This window comes from Candidatus Melainabacteria bacterium (assembly GCA_016193285.1).
Taxonomy (GTDB): Bacteria; Cyanobacteriota; Vampirovibrionia; order 2-02-FULL-35-15; family 2-02-FULL-35-15; genus JACPSL01.
Map to the genome: position 1 here is coordinate 60,457 of JACPSL010000029.1, position 15,983 is coordinate 76,439.

At 32.2% G+C, this 15,983-nt stretch carries 13 protein-coding genes and 1 tRNA gene; 9 read left to right on the forward strand and 5 right to left on the reverse strand.

What is annotated here, in order from left to right:
• Nucleotides 1-6 precede the first annotated feature (6 nt).
• Nucleotides 7-1,080 (forward strand): radical SAM protein, encoded by a 1,074-nt coding sequence (locus HYY52_06320; protein MBI2996307.1) that lies wholly within the window; start codon nucleotides 7-9, stop codon nucleotides 1,078-1,080.
• 6 nt (nucleotides 1,081-1,086) lie between these two features.
• Here HYY52_06320 and HYY52_06325 read toward each other — a convergent pair whose 3' ends face one another.
• The 4 genes from HYY52_06325 to HYY52_06340 are packed head-to-tail and all read right to left on the reverse strand — an operon-like array spanning nucleotide 1,087 to nucleotide 5,635.
• Nucleotides 1,087-1,866, reverse strand: coding sequence for a class I SAM-dependent methyltransferase (locus HYY52_06325; GenBank protein MBI2996308.1), 780 nt, complete (start codon nucleotides 1,864-1,866; stop codon nucleotides 1,087-1,089).
• Between the two features lie 7 nt (nucleotides 1,867-1,873).
• Nucleotides 1,874-2,626, reverse strand: a complete 753-nt coding sequence (locus tag HYY52_06330; GenBank protein MBI2996309.1) for a class I SAM-dependent methyltransferase — start codon at nucleotides 2,624-2,626, stop codon at nucleotides 1,874-1,876.
• A gap of 31 nt (nucleotides 2,627-2,657) precedes the next feature.
• Nucleotides 2,658-4,133, reverse strand: coding sequence for a glycosyltransferase (locus HYY52_06335; protein ID MBI2996310.1), 1,476 nt, complete (start codon nucleotides 4,131-4,133; stop codon nucleotides 2,658-2,660).
• A 26-nt stretch (nucleotides 4,134-4,159) separates the two neighbouring features.
• Nucleotides 4,160-5,635 carry a cobalamin B12-binding domain-containing protein gene (locus HYY52_06340; GenBank protein ID MBI2996311.1) on the reverse strand — a complete coding sequence of 492 codons (1,476 nt, stop codon included), beginning with the start codon at nucleotides 5,633-5,635 and terminating at the stop codon, nucleotides 4,160-4,162.
• Nucleotides 5,636-5,738: 103 nt separating this feature from the next.
• Here HYY52_06340 and HYY52_06345 point away from each other — a divergent pair, with 103 nt between their 5' ends.
• Complete coding sequence (locus HYY52_06345) at nucleotides 5,739-7,052, forward strand: radical SAM protein (GenBank protein ID MBI2996312.1); 1,314 nt, start codon at nucleotides 5,739-5,741, stop codon at nucleotides 7,050-7,052.
• A gap of 16 nt (nucleotides 7,053-7,068) precedes the next feature.
• Complete coding sequence (gene asnB, locus HYY52_06350; protein MBI2996313.1) at nucleotides 7,069-9,018, forward strand: asparagine synthase (glutamine-hydrolyzing); 1,950 nt, start codon at nucleotides 7,069-7,071, stop codon at nucleotides 9,016-9,018.
• Here the strand turns inward: asnB and HYY52_06355 are convergent.
• Nucleotides 8,995-10,713, reverse strand: a complete 1,719-nt coding sequence (locus HYY52_06355) for a hypothetical protein (GenBank protein ID MBI2996314.1) — start codon at nucleotides 10,711-10,713, stop codon at nucleotides 8,995-8,997. The genes asnB and HYY52_06355 overlap by 24 nt on opposite strands.
• Nucleotides 10,714-10,759: 46 nt before the next feature.
• On the opposite strand from HYY52_06355, the gene recF reads away from it, so the two are divergent.
• The 6 genes from recF (at nucleotide 10,760) to HYY52_06385 (ending at nucleotide 15,785) form a co-directional block, all read left to right on the forward strand.
• Nucleotides 10,760-11,908, forward strand: a complete 1,149-nt coding sequence (gene recF / locus HYY52_06360; protein MBI2996315.1) for a DNA replication/repair protein RecF — start codon at nucleotides 10,760-10,762, stop codon at nucleotides 11,906-11,908.
• Nucleotides 11,889-12,200 carry a DUF721 domain-containing protein gene (locus HYY52_06365; protein MBI2996316.1) on the forward strand — a complete coding sequence of 104 codons (312 nt, stop codon included), beginning with the start codon at nucleotides 11,889-11,891 and terminating at the stop codon, nucleotides 12,198-12,200. The genes recF and HYY52_06365 overlap by 20 nt, the downstream gene beginning before the upstream one ends.
• Nucleotides 12,201-12,239: 39 nt before the next feature.
• Nucleotides 12,240-14,258, forward strand: a complete 2,019-nt coding sequence (gyrB, locus tag HYY52_06370; protein ID MBI2996317.1) for a DNA topoisomerase (ATP-hydrolyzing) subunit B — start codon at nucleotides 12,240-12,242, stop codon at nucleotides 14,256-14,258.
• A gap of 21 nt (nucleotides 14,259-14,279) precedes the next feature.
• Nucleotides 14,280-14,651, forward strand: coding sequence for a hypothetical protein (locus HYY52_06375; protein MBI2996318.1), 372 nt, complete (start codon nucleotides 14,280-14,282; stop codon nucleotides 14,649-14,651).
• Nucleotides 14,632-15,639, forward strand: a complete 1,008-nt coding sequence (locus HYY52_06380) for a ribose-phosphate pyrophosphokinase (protein MBI2996319.1) — start codon at nucleotides 14,632-14,634, stop codon at nucleotides 15,637-15,639. The genes HYY52_06375 and HYY52_06380 overlap by 20 nt, the downstream gene beginning before the upstream one ends.
• Nucleotides 15,640-15,713: 74 nt before the next feature.
• A tRNA-Val gene (locus HYY52_06385) sits at nucleotides 15,714-15,785 on the forward strand.
• The last annotated feature ends 198 nt before the right edge of the window (nucleotides 15,786-15,983 follow it).

Consider the following 15,983-nt stretch of genomic DNA (forward strand, 5'->3'; position numbering starts at 1 on the left):
CTGGCTATGTTAAAAGAAATCAAGCATTCAATTCAACATATACGATTACTTCTTAAAAGACCAGCAGTTTTACCAAGAGTACTTTCTGGGTATTTTAAGGCATTAATTCTGCATAAAAATGTTCTGCGTGTTGTTGAATTTGTAGTAAATTATGAATGCCAATCCAAATGCATAATGTGTTTTGCAAGTAAAAATCGAAAAAATAATCAAAAACCTCTTAGCCCAGATGAAATAAAGAATGTTTGGAAACAAGCTGTAAAACTAGGCGCTGTTGCAGCAGTCATTGAAGGTGGAGAAGCAACCTTACGTAAGGATTTTTTTGAAATAATCAAGGCACTTGACTCAAAAAGAAATATTATAAACCTTATTACAAATTCAATCGGGCTTGATAAGAATAAACTTTTAGAAATGAGAAAGGCGGGATTATCTGTCATTTGCTTTAGTTTAGATGATATCGATGCAGAGAATAATGACAAGATACGAGGTTATAAAGGGCATTTTGATCAAGTAATGCGTTGTATAGACTGGGCAAAAGAAGCGGGATTAATAGTAAGTATAGCTCCAATATTTTCTCACGGACAAGTCCAAAAAGTTAAAAAAATTATCCGACTAGCTCTTGAAAAAGAATGTCATGTCAGTGCATCTACTGCCGTTGTAAGTGGAAGATGGGCAAGACAAAAATATAATGTACTGGATAAAGATGAATGGAAAGAAATAAGACAAATCGTAAAAGAATATCCCCAAGTCCGTTTTGATTGGAATATAAATTACTCACTTCGATATGAATGTCCTGGTGGTAGAGAAAAAATATGCATCGGTATATATGGTGATGTATATGGATGTGCAACTAACCCTATATCTTTTGGGAATGTAAGAGAAAGCTCACTAGAAAATATCTGGAAGCAAATGCACAAATTTGAATATTTTAAAAAGAGAAGCTCGACGTGTCTTGTTTCAGAAGATTTAAATTACATTCAAAAATTTATTGATCCTATTTCTGAAGTACCTTACCACCCTGTACACATAAATGAACACCCAAATCAAACTGCTGCTACTATATCTTTAAACAACTCAAACTAGCTAAAGTTATTGTCTTGTACTCTTTTCTAGCTTTATAGTTAAAAACATACCAATATGTTTATTTAATGGAGATAAAATAATCTCAAGCCATTTTACAAAATCATAAGAAACAGATGGCAATAGTTGTCTAAAAGTTAACCCACCGCTTACAAGATAACGAAACGGTGTGTGAGGCACAAGTCTCTTAATTTTTAAGTCTGGGAATTTTTTTTCAAATTTGCTTCTATCGCGAAAAAAGATTATCCATGGTAGCGCTATATTTGCATCTGTTAAACGTCCTCTCTTCTTTATTTCCCAGTTTGCATTTTTGTCAAGTGACTCGTGGTGGAACTTATAAACAAAATTTCCCCATAAAGAACAATAAGGTTCAATCATTACGATTCTCCCACCATTAATAAGACATCTTTGAGCTTCATTAAAAAAAAGAATTGGCTGGTCAATATGGTGCAAAGTGTCAAACAAAAAAAAAGCACTCACAGAATTATCTTCAAAAGGCACTTTTGTTGCAGGAAAAACCATGTCTATATCTTGTGCTTCAAAAACATCGCTGGTTATAACTTCAGGAATTACTTCCTTTAAAAAACCTGAGCCGCTGCCAATTTCAACAAGAAGTCCCTTTTTACAATTAGTCAGAGTTTTTTTAAATTCTCCATAAAAATCCAAGTATATTCTTTTTAGAAAAGGTTTTTCTTGAATAATAGTTTTATGTACACTTGCAGTAAGTGGATTATCTAAGTCTTTGATTTTTTTTAGCTCAGGTATTTTGAATAAATCTATAAAATTCATTTTCGTTTCATTTCTCAGCATATATTATTAGTGATCCAGCTATTTCTTTTAAAAAAGTCTTTTCAAGGAATGATTCAATTACTCTTACTAAACCAATAAATCTTATTGGAACTAAAGGATGCATAAAATCAAATGGTTCTGCACTAACATTTCTAAAGCCAAGAGATATTACTTTCTTTTTTATATTCCATCTCCAAAAAGCTGTTTCGTCTGGACTAGCTTGATACCACTTTCTTAGTGGTTTTATATTAAGGGAAAGCCATACCTGAGGATTTGCCATATTAGGTTCAAAAAATAGAATTTTCCCACCAGGTTTTAAAACTCTTTTAATTTCCTTTAAAGCTAAGTCTAGATTCAAATGATGTAAAATAGAATTTCCAATAATAAAATCAAAAAGGTTGTCCTTAAATTGTAGATTACTTATACTTACTGATAAAAATGAAACATTAGGTTTATTCAAATACCTTTTTGCAAGGTTAATCTGAGCTTCAGATATATCAATAGCATAAAGTATAGTCTTTTCATTTATAATCTCTGATATTCCACTGGTAAAATCACCTGAACCACATCCACATTCGAGAATTATATTATCGGATTTTAAATTTAGTAAGTCTTGTACTAGTTCAACTCTTCGCTTTATCCTTACCTTAGCTGCTTCTGTTCTTCCTCCCCACCAGGTATAACCATGTTCATCTGCAAGTTTACTAAAGTGTTCAATCTCTCTTTCTTCTCTTAAGTTATTGAATCCAATTTTACTCATTTTTTTATTCAATTTTTATTCAATTCAAGATTCAAACCATTTTTATTTTTCTAAAAGCAAATAAGCTCATCTGTAAAAGTAACAAACCATGTTTAAATCGTGAAATGTTTGTTTTGCCATAAGTCCTTTCACTATATCTTACTGGGAAATCTATGATTTTTAAATGTAACCTATTAGCTCCAAAAATTAAATCAAAATCACCAAAAGGATCAAAATCACCAAAGTAAGATCTAGTTCTTGCAATCATTTCATAATCTTTTCTCCATAAAACTTTTGTTCCACATAGTGTGTCTCTAATTTGGCATCCAAGCAGAAAAGAAAAAGCATAAGCAAAAAATTTATTTGCAATTATATTTAAAAATCTCATTGCATTTTCTTCCATTGGATATACCATTCTTGAACCATTAACAAACTCTGCCTTATTTTCTGTAAGTATTTCTATAAACCTCGGTAAGTCTTCTGGTGCAATAGTTATGTCTGCATCTAGAATTGCAAGAATGTCACCACTGGCTTTAGAAAAACCAAGCCTGACTGCATCACCTTTTCCTTTTCCTTTTTGTTTAACTAATCTTAGGGGTTTATCTGGGTTTTCCATAATTGCAGCTCTTATTTCATCCTCTGTGTTGTCAGTAGAATTACCCTCAATAAAAATATATTCACTCCACTCTCCTAAATCAGGCAGTCTTTTTACAAGATCTCTAATATGCCCTGCTTCATTCTTAGACGGGATAATAACAGAGCAAGAAAGAGATTTAGGTAATTCGCTTGTATACTTTTCTCCAAAAGGACGCAAAGTAAAACCAATAATCATACAAAGATTTTCTAAAAATGGGAGATGCGCAATTAATTGGTTGATAATTTTAGAGACAAGTGGAATGTAAAATGGAAAAAGCAAATGGGAGCTACTATGTATCTCCTGAAGTTCAGACAGATAAAACATTTGTTTTAATTCTTCAGGGGGAAGCCAGTTTTCTTCAGGTGATTTTACTTTAAGGCCAAGAACTTCACCTAAGTAATATAAAGGTTCCCAAAATCTGCTATAGCTATAAATGTGTATTCTTGTTCTTGCATGACAAAACTCATGAAGAATTTTTAGAAATGAAACCACGTCATGAATTTGCCCAATTGTGTTTACTATAACAATGACATCAAATTTTTGATTCCCAATTAACTTTCTTGTTTCTTGTGAACAAAAATCTCCTTCAATAAACTTAAAATTGCTTGAAGTATATTTTTCTTTTGCAAGGGCAACTGCTTTTCCACAGAGATCAATACCTACTCCATAAGAAGGATTTAGTTTATTAAGCAAATCGCCTGTCCAACATCCAATTTCCAGGATCTTTAAACCTTTAGGGATTCTCTCTACTAGAGCACTTTCTTTTAAAGAATAATAGTACTTATTCCTTGTCATGCTTGCTCTGACACGAGCAAAGTTTGTTTCATAGAAATCTTTAAATTTCTCTGCTGTTGTTGATAAAACAGAATGTCTGGATTCTGTCTTGTGCATCTCAACTTTTTTTAATAAGGTACGAATCATACTCCACTCAGTGCCCTAAATGCTTTCACATACTTAGCAATATCTTTTAAACTCTTAATTGCCTTCAGGTTTCTATAAATAACTATTGGTTGTTTATAGTATTCATCAAATGCCCTCTTTAACAATTCCTGCATTTTTTCTTTTCCAATTCTTGGATTTATATAAACAGGGTTTGAGTAATCTACTGCACTATAATCTTTCCAGCTCATATTTTCTTTCAAACCACCATCTTCCTTTGCTTGTGTTAAAAGGTGGGAGCCTGGATAAGGCACCGGTAAGAAGAAAAGTGCAGTTTCTGTAGCAAGTCTTTTTGCAAATCTAATTGTGGTTTCTACATCTTCAACTGTCTCACCAGGAAGTCCAAGAATATAACTTGCCATTACTTGTATACCAAGTTTTTGACAATTTCTAATTTCTTGTTCGTATTTATTTAAAAGATATGGCCTGCCATTTGGATCATTTGGATCAGGCTTAAACGCACTTGAGTATGATGCTTTCTTAATTAACTCAAGTGATTTAATATTTCCAGATTCAATACCAATTTGAATCATCCAGCACCCTGCTTTTTTCATTGCAGTGAGAAGTTCAAGATCTAACTGATCTGCTCGTGCATTACATGCAAAAGAAATTTTTAATTTTTCAATCTCTGGCAAAAGCTTCATAATGTAATCTCTTCTTACTGTAAAAACACTATCTAGAAAGTAAATTCCTTTTGCACCATAATTTTTAACAAGATATTTAATATTTTCAATTGCTCTTTCAACACTAAGTGATCTGATTTTTCTTCCAAGCACTGCTCCATGATCACAATAAGTACATTGATAAGGGCAACCTCTCTGCAACACAACTGGATAGTTTGGAAGATCAATGTATTGAGTTACATGTGGAATATATTTTTTCATTGGAACTTTATCATATGCAGGAAATGGAAGTGAATTTAAATCAGGTATTGGTGTTCTAGGAGTTGTATATTTAACTTTATTTTCTTCTTTAGACCAATATGCAATGCCACTGATAGAATGATAATCCTTGTCTTCTTTTAAGCAAGTAGCTAAATCTACAAAAGTTTGTTCACCTTCTCCTATAATTATCAAATCAGTTTCTGGTGTTTCTTTTAGAGTTTGTTCCGGAAGAGCAGTTGGATGAACACCTCCCATTACAATAAGTGCACTAGGACATACTTCTCTAGCTACTTTTACAGATTCATAAGCATCAAGTGCTGAATTAGTCATGCAAGTAATGCCAATAAGATCATATTTATTTTTGCTTAAATATTCTTTTAAATCTGAAATCTTATACCTCTCAACTAAACAATCCAAAATATCTGCATGAAATCCTTTTGATTCCATAAAGCTTGCAATGTACATAATTCCAAGTGGTGGTACATAGCCGCTTCCTTTTTTAAACCTGCCCCACATCATTTCATCTGAAATTGGTGGTTGTATGACAAGTGTCCTGACTTCTTTTATCATTTTATGTTTGCTTTCACTTCAAGATTTTAACTCTTTTTTAAAAAAGCGTATAGTAACCATCCTAAATTACCAATGCCACTAACTTTGCTATCATTTATATTAAATGAAAGAAAAGGTTTTACTTCTTAACCCACCAGGAAAAGAATCATATATTAGAGATTATTACTGTAATAACATCTCAAAGAGTAGTTACTTACACTATCCAATGGATCTTCTTTACTTAAGTGGAACACTTACAGAAAATCACTTTGAAGTTTCTGTATTAGATGCCTTGATAAAAAAATATTCAGAAGAAGAAACTTTAAAGAGAATATTTGAAATTAATCCAGATTATTTAATTGCACTAGTTGGTTCAATATCATGGCACGAAGATAAGAAGCTTTTACGAAGAGTAAAAGCTCAAAATTTAAGAACAAAAATTATTGGTACTGGAGATGTTTTCTTAGATAATGGAACTCAATTTTTAAAAGAAAATAATTTCTTTGATGGTTGCATTTTAGATTTTTCTGATGATTCGATTTTACATTTAATTGAAAAATGCAAAAAAAACGGGAGCGATCCAATTTGTGGAAAGGCGATTAGGTTAAAAGGCGAATTCTCAATTCCTACACCAAGGCATGAATATTTCCCGCTTAAAGAATACAAATACGCATTTTCAAGAAATTATCCTACAGCACACATCATGACTGATTTTGGATGTGCTTTTAATTGTTCCTTTTGTCCAATTAGAAATGATAATTTAGGTTTTAAAGTAAGACCAGTAAATGATGTTATTAAAGAATTAAAATATTTAAAGTCATTAGAAATTAAAGAACTATATTTTAGAGATCAAACATTTGGTGCAAATAAAAAAAGAGCAATTGAGTTATGTAAGAAGATAGTTGAAGAAGATTTAAAGTTTTCCTGGCATTGCTTTTCAAGAGTTGATGTAGTAAATGAAGAATTATTAGATGCAATGAAACAAGCTGGCTGTCATACAATAATTTTTGGAATTGAAAGTGTAAATGAAAAAACACTACAAGATGTACAAAAAAGAATTGATATTGAAAAAATTAAAAATACTTTTAATCTCTGCAAAAGAAAAAAAATAAGGCGTGCTGCAACATTTATAATCGGTCTTCCAGATGAAACAGAGGAAGATGTAATGAGAACTGTTCAGTTTGCAATTGATATTGATTGCACATTTGCTTCATTTAATATTGCAGGAATTAGACCAGGTACAGAATGGAGCCATCACTCAGAAAAAATACACTTTCTACCACAAGAAGAACTAGAAAGAATCAGAAATAATGCAATTAAAAAGTTTTATTTAAGACCTTCATACATAATAAACAGAATCTCTGAAATAACCAGTCTGCATGATGTAAATGTGCTTATTGAAGAAGGAGCTGGAGTTTTAGTAAATCTTTTTAAATAGGTTATAATCTACTCTCATGTGTGGAATAATTGGCATTTATAATTATGTAACAAATCATCCAGTAAATAAAGGTGTTTTTGAAAATGCTATAACTGTTCTTTATCACAGAGGTCCAGATGAATATGGCTATTTTTACGACGATAGTAATGGTCTTAGTTTAGGAAGTAGAAGACTTAGCATAATAGATTTAAGCACTGGCAGGCAGCCACTTTTTAATGAAGATAGTTCAATTGCATTAGTTGGAAATGGTGAGATTTATAATTTTCCAGAATTATATGAGCAATTAATTAGCTCAGGACATAAATTTAAAACAAGATCTGATAATGAAGCAATAATACATCTTTATGAAAGGTACGGCACAAAATGCGTAGATCATTTAAATGGAATGTTTGCTTTTGCAATCTGGGATAAAAACAAAAAACTTTTATTTCTCGCAAGAGACAGAATGGGTGTAAAACCCTTATATTATGCACTTCAAAACAATTCAATATATTTCTCTTCAGAATTAAAAGGTTTACTAGCTATTCCAGAAATTAACAGAGAATTAAACATTGATGCACTAAATAAATATCTTAGTTTTGAAAATATCCCTTCACCACACTGTATTATTAAAAATATTTTTAAATTAGAATCAGGTTACATATTAACTGTCCACAATGGACATATTAAAACAGAACAATACTGGGACATACCTTTAGATCTTCCTAAACTTAAAATTTCAGAAGAAGAAGCAGTTGAAGAATTAGAAAAGTTATTTACAGGTGCAGTCAAAAGACGCCTGCTTAGCGATGTTCCACTTGGTGTATTTTTAAGTGGTGGCATTGATTCAAGTCTTGTTGCAAAGTTCATGGCAGATGTTTCGACTGAAAAAATTAGAACGTTTTCAATTGGGTTTCATGAAAAATCCTTTGACGAATCAAAAATAGCAATGAGATTTGCAAAAGAATTAAATAGTGAACACAATCAGTTTTTATTTGATAGCAAAGAATGTTTGAAATTAATTCCAAACATTGCAAACTTAGCAGATGAACCAATGTCTGATGCTTCAATATTACCAACATATTTTTTATCAAATTTTGCTTCTAAACAATTAAAAGTATGTCTTGGAGGAGATGGTGGAGATGAACTTTTTGGTGGATATCAAATATTTCCTGTACACAAAGTAATCGGGCTTTATAACATTTTGCCAAGAGAATTAAGAAAATTAATTCTTTATATTGCAAATAAAATGCCACCAAGAGAAACATATTTAAGTTTTCCTTTTGTTTTAAAACAATTCTTAAGAGGTATAGGGTTACCAAATGAAATAAGAATGTTTGTCTGGATGGGGGCATATCTTGAAAGTGAAAAGAAGCAACTTTTACAACAAGATATTAATCTAAAAATAAGCTCAAATACATTTGAAGATATCTCAAAATATTTAAGCAAGAAATTTATTTCAACAGATGTTGACAGAATGCTTTATTTAATTTCAAAGATTTATTTAACAGATGACATACTAGTTAAAGTTGACAGAGCAAGCATGGCTACTAGCTTAGAAGTAAGAGCACCATTTCTTGATTACACTATCCAGGAGTTTGTAGCCAAGCTCCCTTATGAATACAAACTAAGCAGATTAACTTCTAAATATATTTTAAAGAAAATGGCAAAGAGACATATTCCTGGTTATATAATCAATAAGAAAAAACAAGGTTTTGCAATCCCAGTAACCAAGTGGCTTAAGCATGAATTAAAAGACATTCTTTTACACTACACAAGCAAAAACTATATTGAAAACCAAGGATTATTTAATCACAATTTTATAGAAACTCTTGTTCAAAATCATCTAAATGAAAAATGGGACAATAAAAAACTCTTATGGAACTTGCTTGTGTTTCAACTGTGGTATGAGAAGTATAAACCAATGGTTGGAAGTGCTTCAGAAGCTCTGTTAGATCAAAAGTCAGTTGTAACTGCCATTCTTTGAATTAATAATTACAAATCTCTCAAAATCAACTGGTTGACCAAATAAAAAATTTAATCCGAACTTGGTTTGTTGTCTTAGTACATCCCAATTTACTAGCATCTTAAAATCTTTTGGACCAAACTTTGCTCTTACTTGCCTTTCTACAATCTCTTCAGCCTTTATGTTATAAGTACCATAGCCACCTAAAGTAAGCCACTCAGAAAGTTTTACATCACCATCAAGTGAAACACTTTGCATACCTTGAATGTACTGATCATAAAAAAGTGGTGAAACTCCTTTTACATATCCCTGGTCATAACCTATCTCAAATGAAACTGGTCCAAGATTATTGTCAAGTAACGGTCCACCTGTAAATATTCCTTGAAGGTCACCTGTTGAATATGCACGAAAGGCATTTCTCGTTCTAAATCTTAAAGCAGTATTGTATTTTTCATTCCCAACTTTAAAAACAGGTTTGCTTACTAATGTTAATTGCTCTTCAAATTTAAATGCAGTATTTTGAAAATCTTTTGGCTCGCCAGCATCTTGAAGGAAGTGTTTATATTTAGTAGGAAAGATTCCTGGATTACTTTGAACCCAGCTTCCTGAAGTTCTAAAATTTAATCCTGTTTCAGCAAACGGAACATTTATTCTTCTTCTATCAACTAGTTCAACATTTATTTGGGCAAGAGTACTTCCTAAAAAACCATCATCAAGATAGTAGTTATATGCAGAACGAAACTCGGTACTTCTACCAAACTTTTGTCTAAGTTGTCCAATAAAACGCTCCTTCAATGAACCATAGCTAGCCTCTGCTGTTGTAGCTGGTCCATAAAAACCAAGCATTCCTCCAATACCACCAGCACCCCCAGAACCAATTTGTGCAAATGGTGATATAGAAAGAATATGATAGTCAGTTACATTAAAATTAAATCTTGGTCCAAGTGCAAATCCTCCAAGTGCTCCTAGAGTACCAACTGTTGGGGCAAGTAAAGGTGCACTTCTTACGTTTGGATCTGAGCTTACTGTAGTAGTATATTTTGGAGTCGCTGGGATAGAAAAATTTTTAAAATGAACTCTTGCTCCATAAACAGTTAAGTTATTTACTTTTTTTGTTGTATCATATACTATTTTTTCTGCAGTTATCCTGTATTTTTGCTGCTTAGATATATCATCCCAAGATGGTTTTGCTTTTGAAGCTTTTGATGCATGATAACTATAAAATGTATGTGGATGCTGACGTGCTCCAAACCCTTGTGCAACTCTAATTGGTTCATCTAACCTAAGTCTTCCATGTTCATATTGAAGTTCATTACTAGATAGACTCTCAGCATTTCTTGCTCTTATTATTGCTCCTTTAACAATTGTTTCAGGTTTAGTTAATAAGTACTTGTTCGAAGTAACATCAAACTTAAATGACTCACCAGTAGTAACCGTGTTTTGGCGGGTTATTTTAATGTTTCCTATTGCTTCAATATGTTGATCACTACCATAATAAATTATTTTATCTGCCTCAAGCTTTGCATCCTGATCAACTATGTTTGCAATGGACATGCCTGATGTAACATAAATATTTGTTTCGTGATCATACTCTACATTGTCACCTTCTAATTCAAGATAGACAGCTCTTGCTTTTAAAGGATCGTCACTTGCTTCAACATTTAAACAAAATAAGAAAGACAAAAGTATAAATAAGGTTAAATAAGTTTTTTTCATAAAATGCCTGACAATAATTATATATCTCCTACGCTATCATACAAATGTGTTCTTAAAGAAATTAAAATTAACAAATTTTAGAAATTATCTCGATTTTGAGCAAAATTTTAACTATTTAAAAACCATCATAACTGGCCAGAATGCTCAAGGCAAAAGTAATATTCTTGAAGCAATAAATATACTTGCAACTAGTGGGTCAGATAGAGCAGATAAAGACAATGATTTAATTTATTGGAACAAAGAATATGCACTTATCTTTGCTAACATTGAAACAAAAGACTCTAATTTAGAAATTACATTACAAATAAATTCCACAGGAAGGAGAAAATTAAAAATTAATGGGGTCGCAAAAAAAGCCCCTCAAGCAGATTTGGTTGGGAACTTTTTTAATGTAATGTTTTCTTGCGATGACTTATTTCTTATAAAAGGATCACCATCTATTCGAAGGAAATGGCTTGATTCAATTTTATTTCAACTTGATCTTAAATATCACAGAAATCTACAAGATTACCAAAAATCAGTAGCTCAAAAAAATGCACTTTTAAAAAATGCCCAAGAGAGAGGAATATCTAAAAAGGACTTAAAAGACCAATTAGAGATCTGGAATGAGCAATTAATTAATTTCGGCTCTGAAATCATTTTTACACGAATAAAATTTACAGAAGACTTAAAGCCAATTGCAGGAGAGTTTTTAAGTGATATTTCAAAACAAACCGAGGATCTTGATTTGATTTATAAATCAATGATGGCAAGGGCAGGTCATGACCTGCCCCTACAGAAAATAAAAATTATTTTCAGGGAACAACTAGATGAATCATTTGAAGAGGAACTTGCTCGTGGTCAATCTCTCATTGGTCCACATAGAGATGATTTAATATTTTTAATTAACAATAAAGAAGCTCACTCATTTGCAAGCCAAGGACAACAAAGATCAATAGTTCTTGCAATTAAACTTTCAGAGTTAAAAATAATTGAAAAAAGAAAAAATGAAATTCCTGTTTTACTTTTAGATGATGTTTTTGCAGAATTAGATGAAAGCAGGCAAGATTTTTTACTCCACCACTTGCCTGAAAATATTCAGACATTTCTTACTACTACTCACTTAACAGACATTCAAAAAGAATTCTTAAAAGATGCACAAGTATTTAAAATAAGAGGCGGGAAAGTTTTAGAAAATGAAAAGGCCAAAATCTAATCTTACAAAAATTGGAGAAATCTTACCTTCTGTAAAAGAAGGACTAGGTCTTGAGAAAAGTTTAAAAATTATGGCCTTAAAAGAAATTTGGCCATTAGTAACAAACTTTGAAGTTGCTAAGCATAGTTATCCATCATATTTTGATAAAGAAAATAATCTTGTAATCTCAGTAAATAGTGGTCCATTAGCAACCGAACTATCAATGCAGAAAACCAATATCCTTGCTAGATTGAAAGAAGCTACAAAAAATACAGATATTAGATTCAAAGATGTAAGATTTATAAACAGATAGCAATCTCGTTGTAAAAATGCTAGAATTATAAGGTTTCTTATGACAAAAACAGACACTACAAAAGAAAGTAAAATAGCTCAAGCAAATAGTTCTTATTCAGCAAGTGACATAGAGGTTTTAGAAGGTCTGGATGCTGTAAGACGTAGACCAGGAATGTATATTGGTGGAGTAGATCAAAAAGCTCTTCATCATTGTATTTATGAGATCGTGGACAATTCAGTAGATGAAGCACTTGCAGGTTATTGTAATGAAATAAAAGTTACTATAAATCTTGATGGTTCAATTACAGTAGAAGACAATGGACGAGGTGTACCTACTGAAAAAGTAGCAAAGACAGGCTTGTCAGGAGTAGAAACTGTTTTTACCATGCTTCATTCTGGCGGTAAGTTTGGTACTAGCTCAAGCTATAAAGTTTCTGGTGGATTACATGGTGTTGGTGCATCTTGTGTAAATGCTGTTTCATCTAAAATGCAAGCTGAAGTTTATAGAGATGGAAAAATTTATTTTGTTGAATTTTATGGAGATAATCCTGGCGGTGTAGCTGGAAAAAATAAAGAACCACTAAAAGTAACTGGAAAAACAGATAAGACTGGTACTAAGGTTATTTTTTGGCCTTGTCCAAAAATATTTAAAGAACAAGAAACAGGCAAAATGCCAATTGTAAATAGAGAAGTAGTTGCTAGCAGACTACGTGAAATGGCATTTTTAAATAAAGCACTTAAAATTATTTTTACAGATGAAAGATTACAAAAGTCAGATTCTCACTATCAAGAAACTTACTTTTACGAAGGAGGAATTAAAAGCTATGTTCAGTTTTTAAATTCAACTAAAACATGCCTTCATAAAGAAGTAATTTATTTTGAAAATACAAAAGAAGATGTAATAGCTGAAATTGCAATGCAATACACTGATACTTACAGTGAATCAATTTTTGCATTTGCAAACAATATAAATAATCCAGATGGTGGAACTCACTTAACAGGATATAGAAATGCTTTAACCAGAGTAATTAATGATTATGCAAGAAGTTCAGAATTATTAAAAGAAAACGATGAAAATTTATTAGGAGAAGATGTAAGAGAAGGTTTAACTGCAATTATTTCAGTTAAAGTTAAAGACCCTCAATTTGAAAGTCAAACAAAAGTAAAACTTTTAAATAATGAAGTCCAGACAGCAGTAATGTCTGTTTTAAGTGAAGGTTTAAAAGATTGGTTAGATAGAAATCCAAAAGAAGCAAAAATAATAATTCAAAAATCAATTCAAGCTCGTGACGCAAGAGAAGCTGCCCGCAAAGCAAAAAATCTAATAAGAAGACAATCTGTCTTAGAATCAGCTGGTGGTTTACCAGGAAAGCTTGCTGACTGCACTAGCAGAGATGCAGAAATAGGCGAACTTTTTATTGTAGAAGGTGATTCTGCAGGAGGTTCTGCAAAACAAGGCCGGGACAGAATGTACCAAGCTATACTTCCTCTTCGCGGGAAAATTTTAAATGTTGAAAGAGCAAGAATTGGGAAAATATATGACAACAGTGAAATTCAAGCTCTTATCCAAGCGATAGGTTTATCTACAACTGGTGATGATGTTTTAAGACCAAACATAGACGAGCTAGATTTAGATAAACTTAGATACCATAAAATTATAATAATGACAGATGCGGATGTTGATGGAGCTCATATTAGAACTCTTTTATTAACTTTTTTCTTTAGGTACGCTAGGCCTGTAATTGAAAATGGTCATATATTTATTGCTCAGCCACCACTTTATAAGGCTGAAAAAAATAAAAAAGTAATTTATTGTTATAATGAACACCAATTAGAACTTGCAAAGGCAGAACTTGGAGAAAAAGCAACTATTCAAAGATTTAAAGGCCTTGGAGAAATGATGCCAGTACAACTTTGGGAAACTACAATGAATCCAGAAAAAAGAACATTAAAACAAGTTTCTTTTGAAGATGCAGCAGAAGCAGATAGAATTTTTGATGTCTTAATGGGTGATGCAGTAGGACCAAGGCGTGAATTTATAGAAGAACATGCTGGATTAGCAATATTAGATGTTTAAATTATTAAACAGGAATCTACAATGTTAGCAGTACAAGAAGTAAGCATAGGTGGAGTAGATCCTAGCAAACCCCAAGTAGTAAAAAATAAATGCTACCTTGAAGAAATCATAGACTTTAGTTTTAGTAAGTTAATAGAAGGGATAAGAGATCCTAATATACCTACTGATAAAAGAGTTGTATATGCATTAGTTTTATCTGAAAAAGCTAAGGAACTAGATCCAATTCAGCTAAGAAGCTGCATTAACGAAAGTGAGATACAAGCATTATCCAATCTCCAAATTGCAAATAATGTAATTAATGAAGATACAAGCAGCAATAGAGAACGGCATGCAATGATAAAATCATTCGTAGCAAATTTCTTGGGTATATATCATGATAGAAACTTTAATTAGAAAAGAAACTAGTGAAAATCCTTTATTATCATCCATGAATGGAAAAAGAGCAGTAAAAATATTTTCAGGCCGAGCAAATATCCCACTTGCAAAAGAGATTTGTAAGTATTTAAATTTGCCGCTTGGAAAAATTAATATAAGTCCATTTTCAGATGGTGAGCTATATGTACAAATAGAAGAAAGTGTAAGAGGTTGTGATGTATTTTTAATTCAACCAACATGTCCGCCAGTAAATGAAAACATAATGGAGCTTTTAATTATTTTAGATGCATTAAAAAGAGCAAGCGCTGAAAAAATAACAATAGTCATGCCATACTACGGATATGGAAGGCAAGACAGAAAAGCTGCTGGGCGTGAGCCAATTACAGCAAAACTTGTAGCTGACTTACTGTGTCATTCTGGAACTACAAGAATTCTTGCACTTGACTTACATGCTACTCAAATTATGGGATTCTTTGATGTATTAGTTGATCATTTATTTGCTACACCAGTATTAGTTGGGCACATTAAGTCATTAGGCCTAAAAGACATAGTAGTTGTAAGTCCTGATGTTGGTGGTGTTACAAGAGCACGTGCATTTGCTAAAAAATTAAACGATGCTCCTATTGCAATCTTAGATAAAAGGAGACCAGTAGATAAACACAACACTGTTGAAGTTATAAATATTATTGGAGAAATTAAGGGTAAAGATTGTATTATTGTAGATGACATGATTGATACAGCAGGTACCATTACTCAAGGTGCTGCACTGCTTGCTAAAGAAGGAGCAAAAGATGTAATAGCTTGTTCAACACATGCTGTACTTTCAGGACAAGCTAAAGAAAGAATTGATAAATCTCCTATAAGTAGTTTAATAGTTACAAACTCAATTCAAATACCACCTGAAATGGCACCAAAAAAACTAAAAGTACTAAGTGTAGCTCCATTACTTGCAGAAGCAATTAAAAGAATTCATCTTGATGATTCAGTTAGTGAAATGTTTGCATAATCAAGATACAGAAATTAAAGTAGGTTATAATAAAAATCCTGATTTCTGATCCTCTGATTTCTGATTCTCTGAAAGGGCAGTTAGCGCAGCGGTAGCGCATCTCGTTTACACCGAGGAGGTCAGCGGTTCGAATCCGTTACTGCCCAAGTTAGATCAGTAAAAAAATCAATAAGAGATAAAACCTATTTAATCTTCTCAGAGTTATACCAAACGTGAAAAATAAACCAACATATCACGTCATTCCGAGGAGCAGAGCGACGTGGGAATCTCCAAAACGTTAGGAGATTGCCACGCCTCGTTTCACTCGGCTCGCAATCAGACTGTGTCATAAACACTCTTAATCA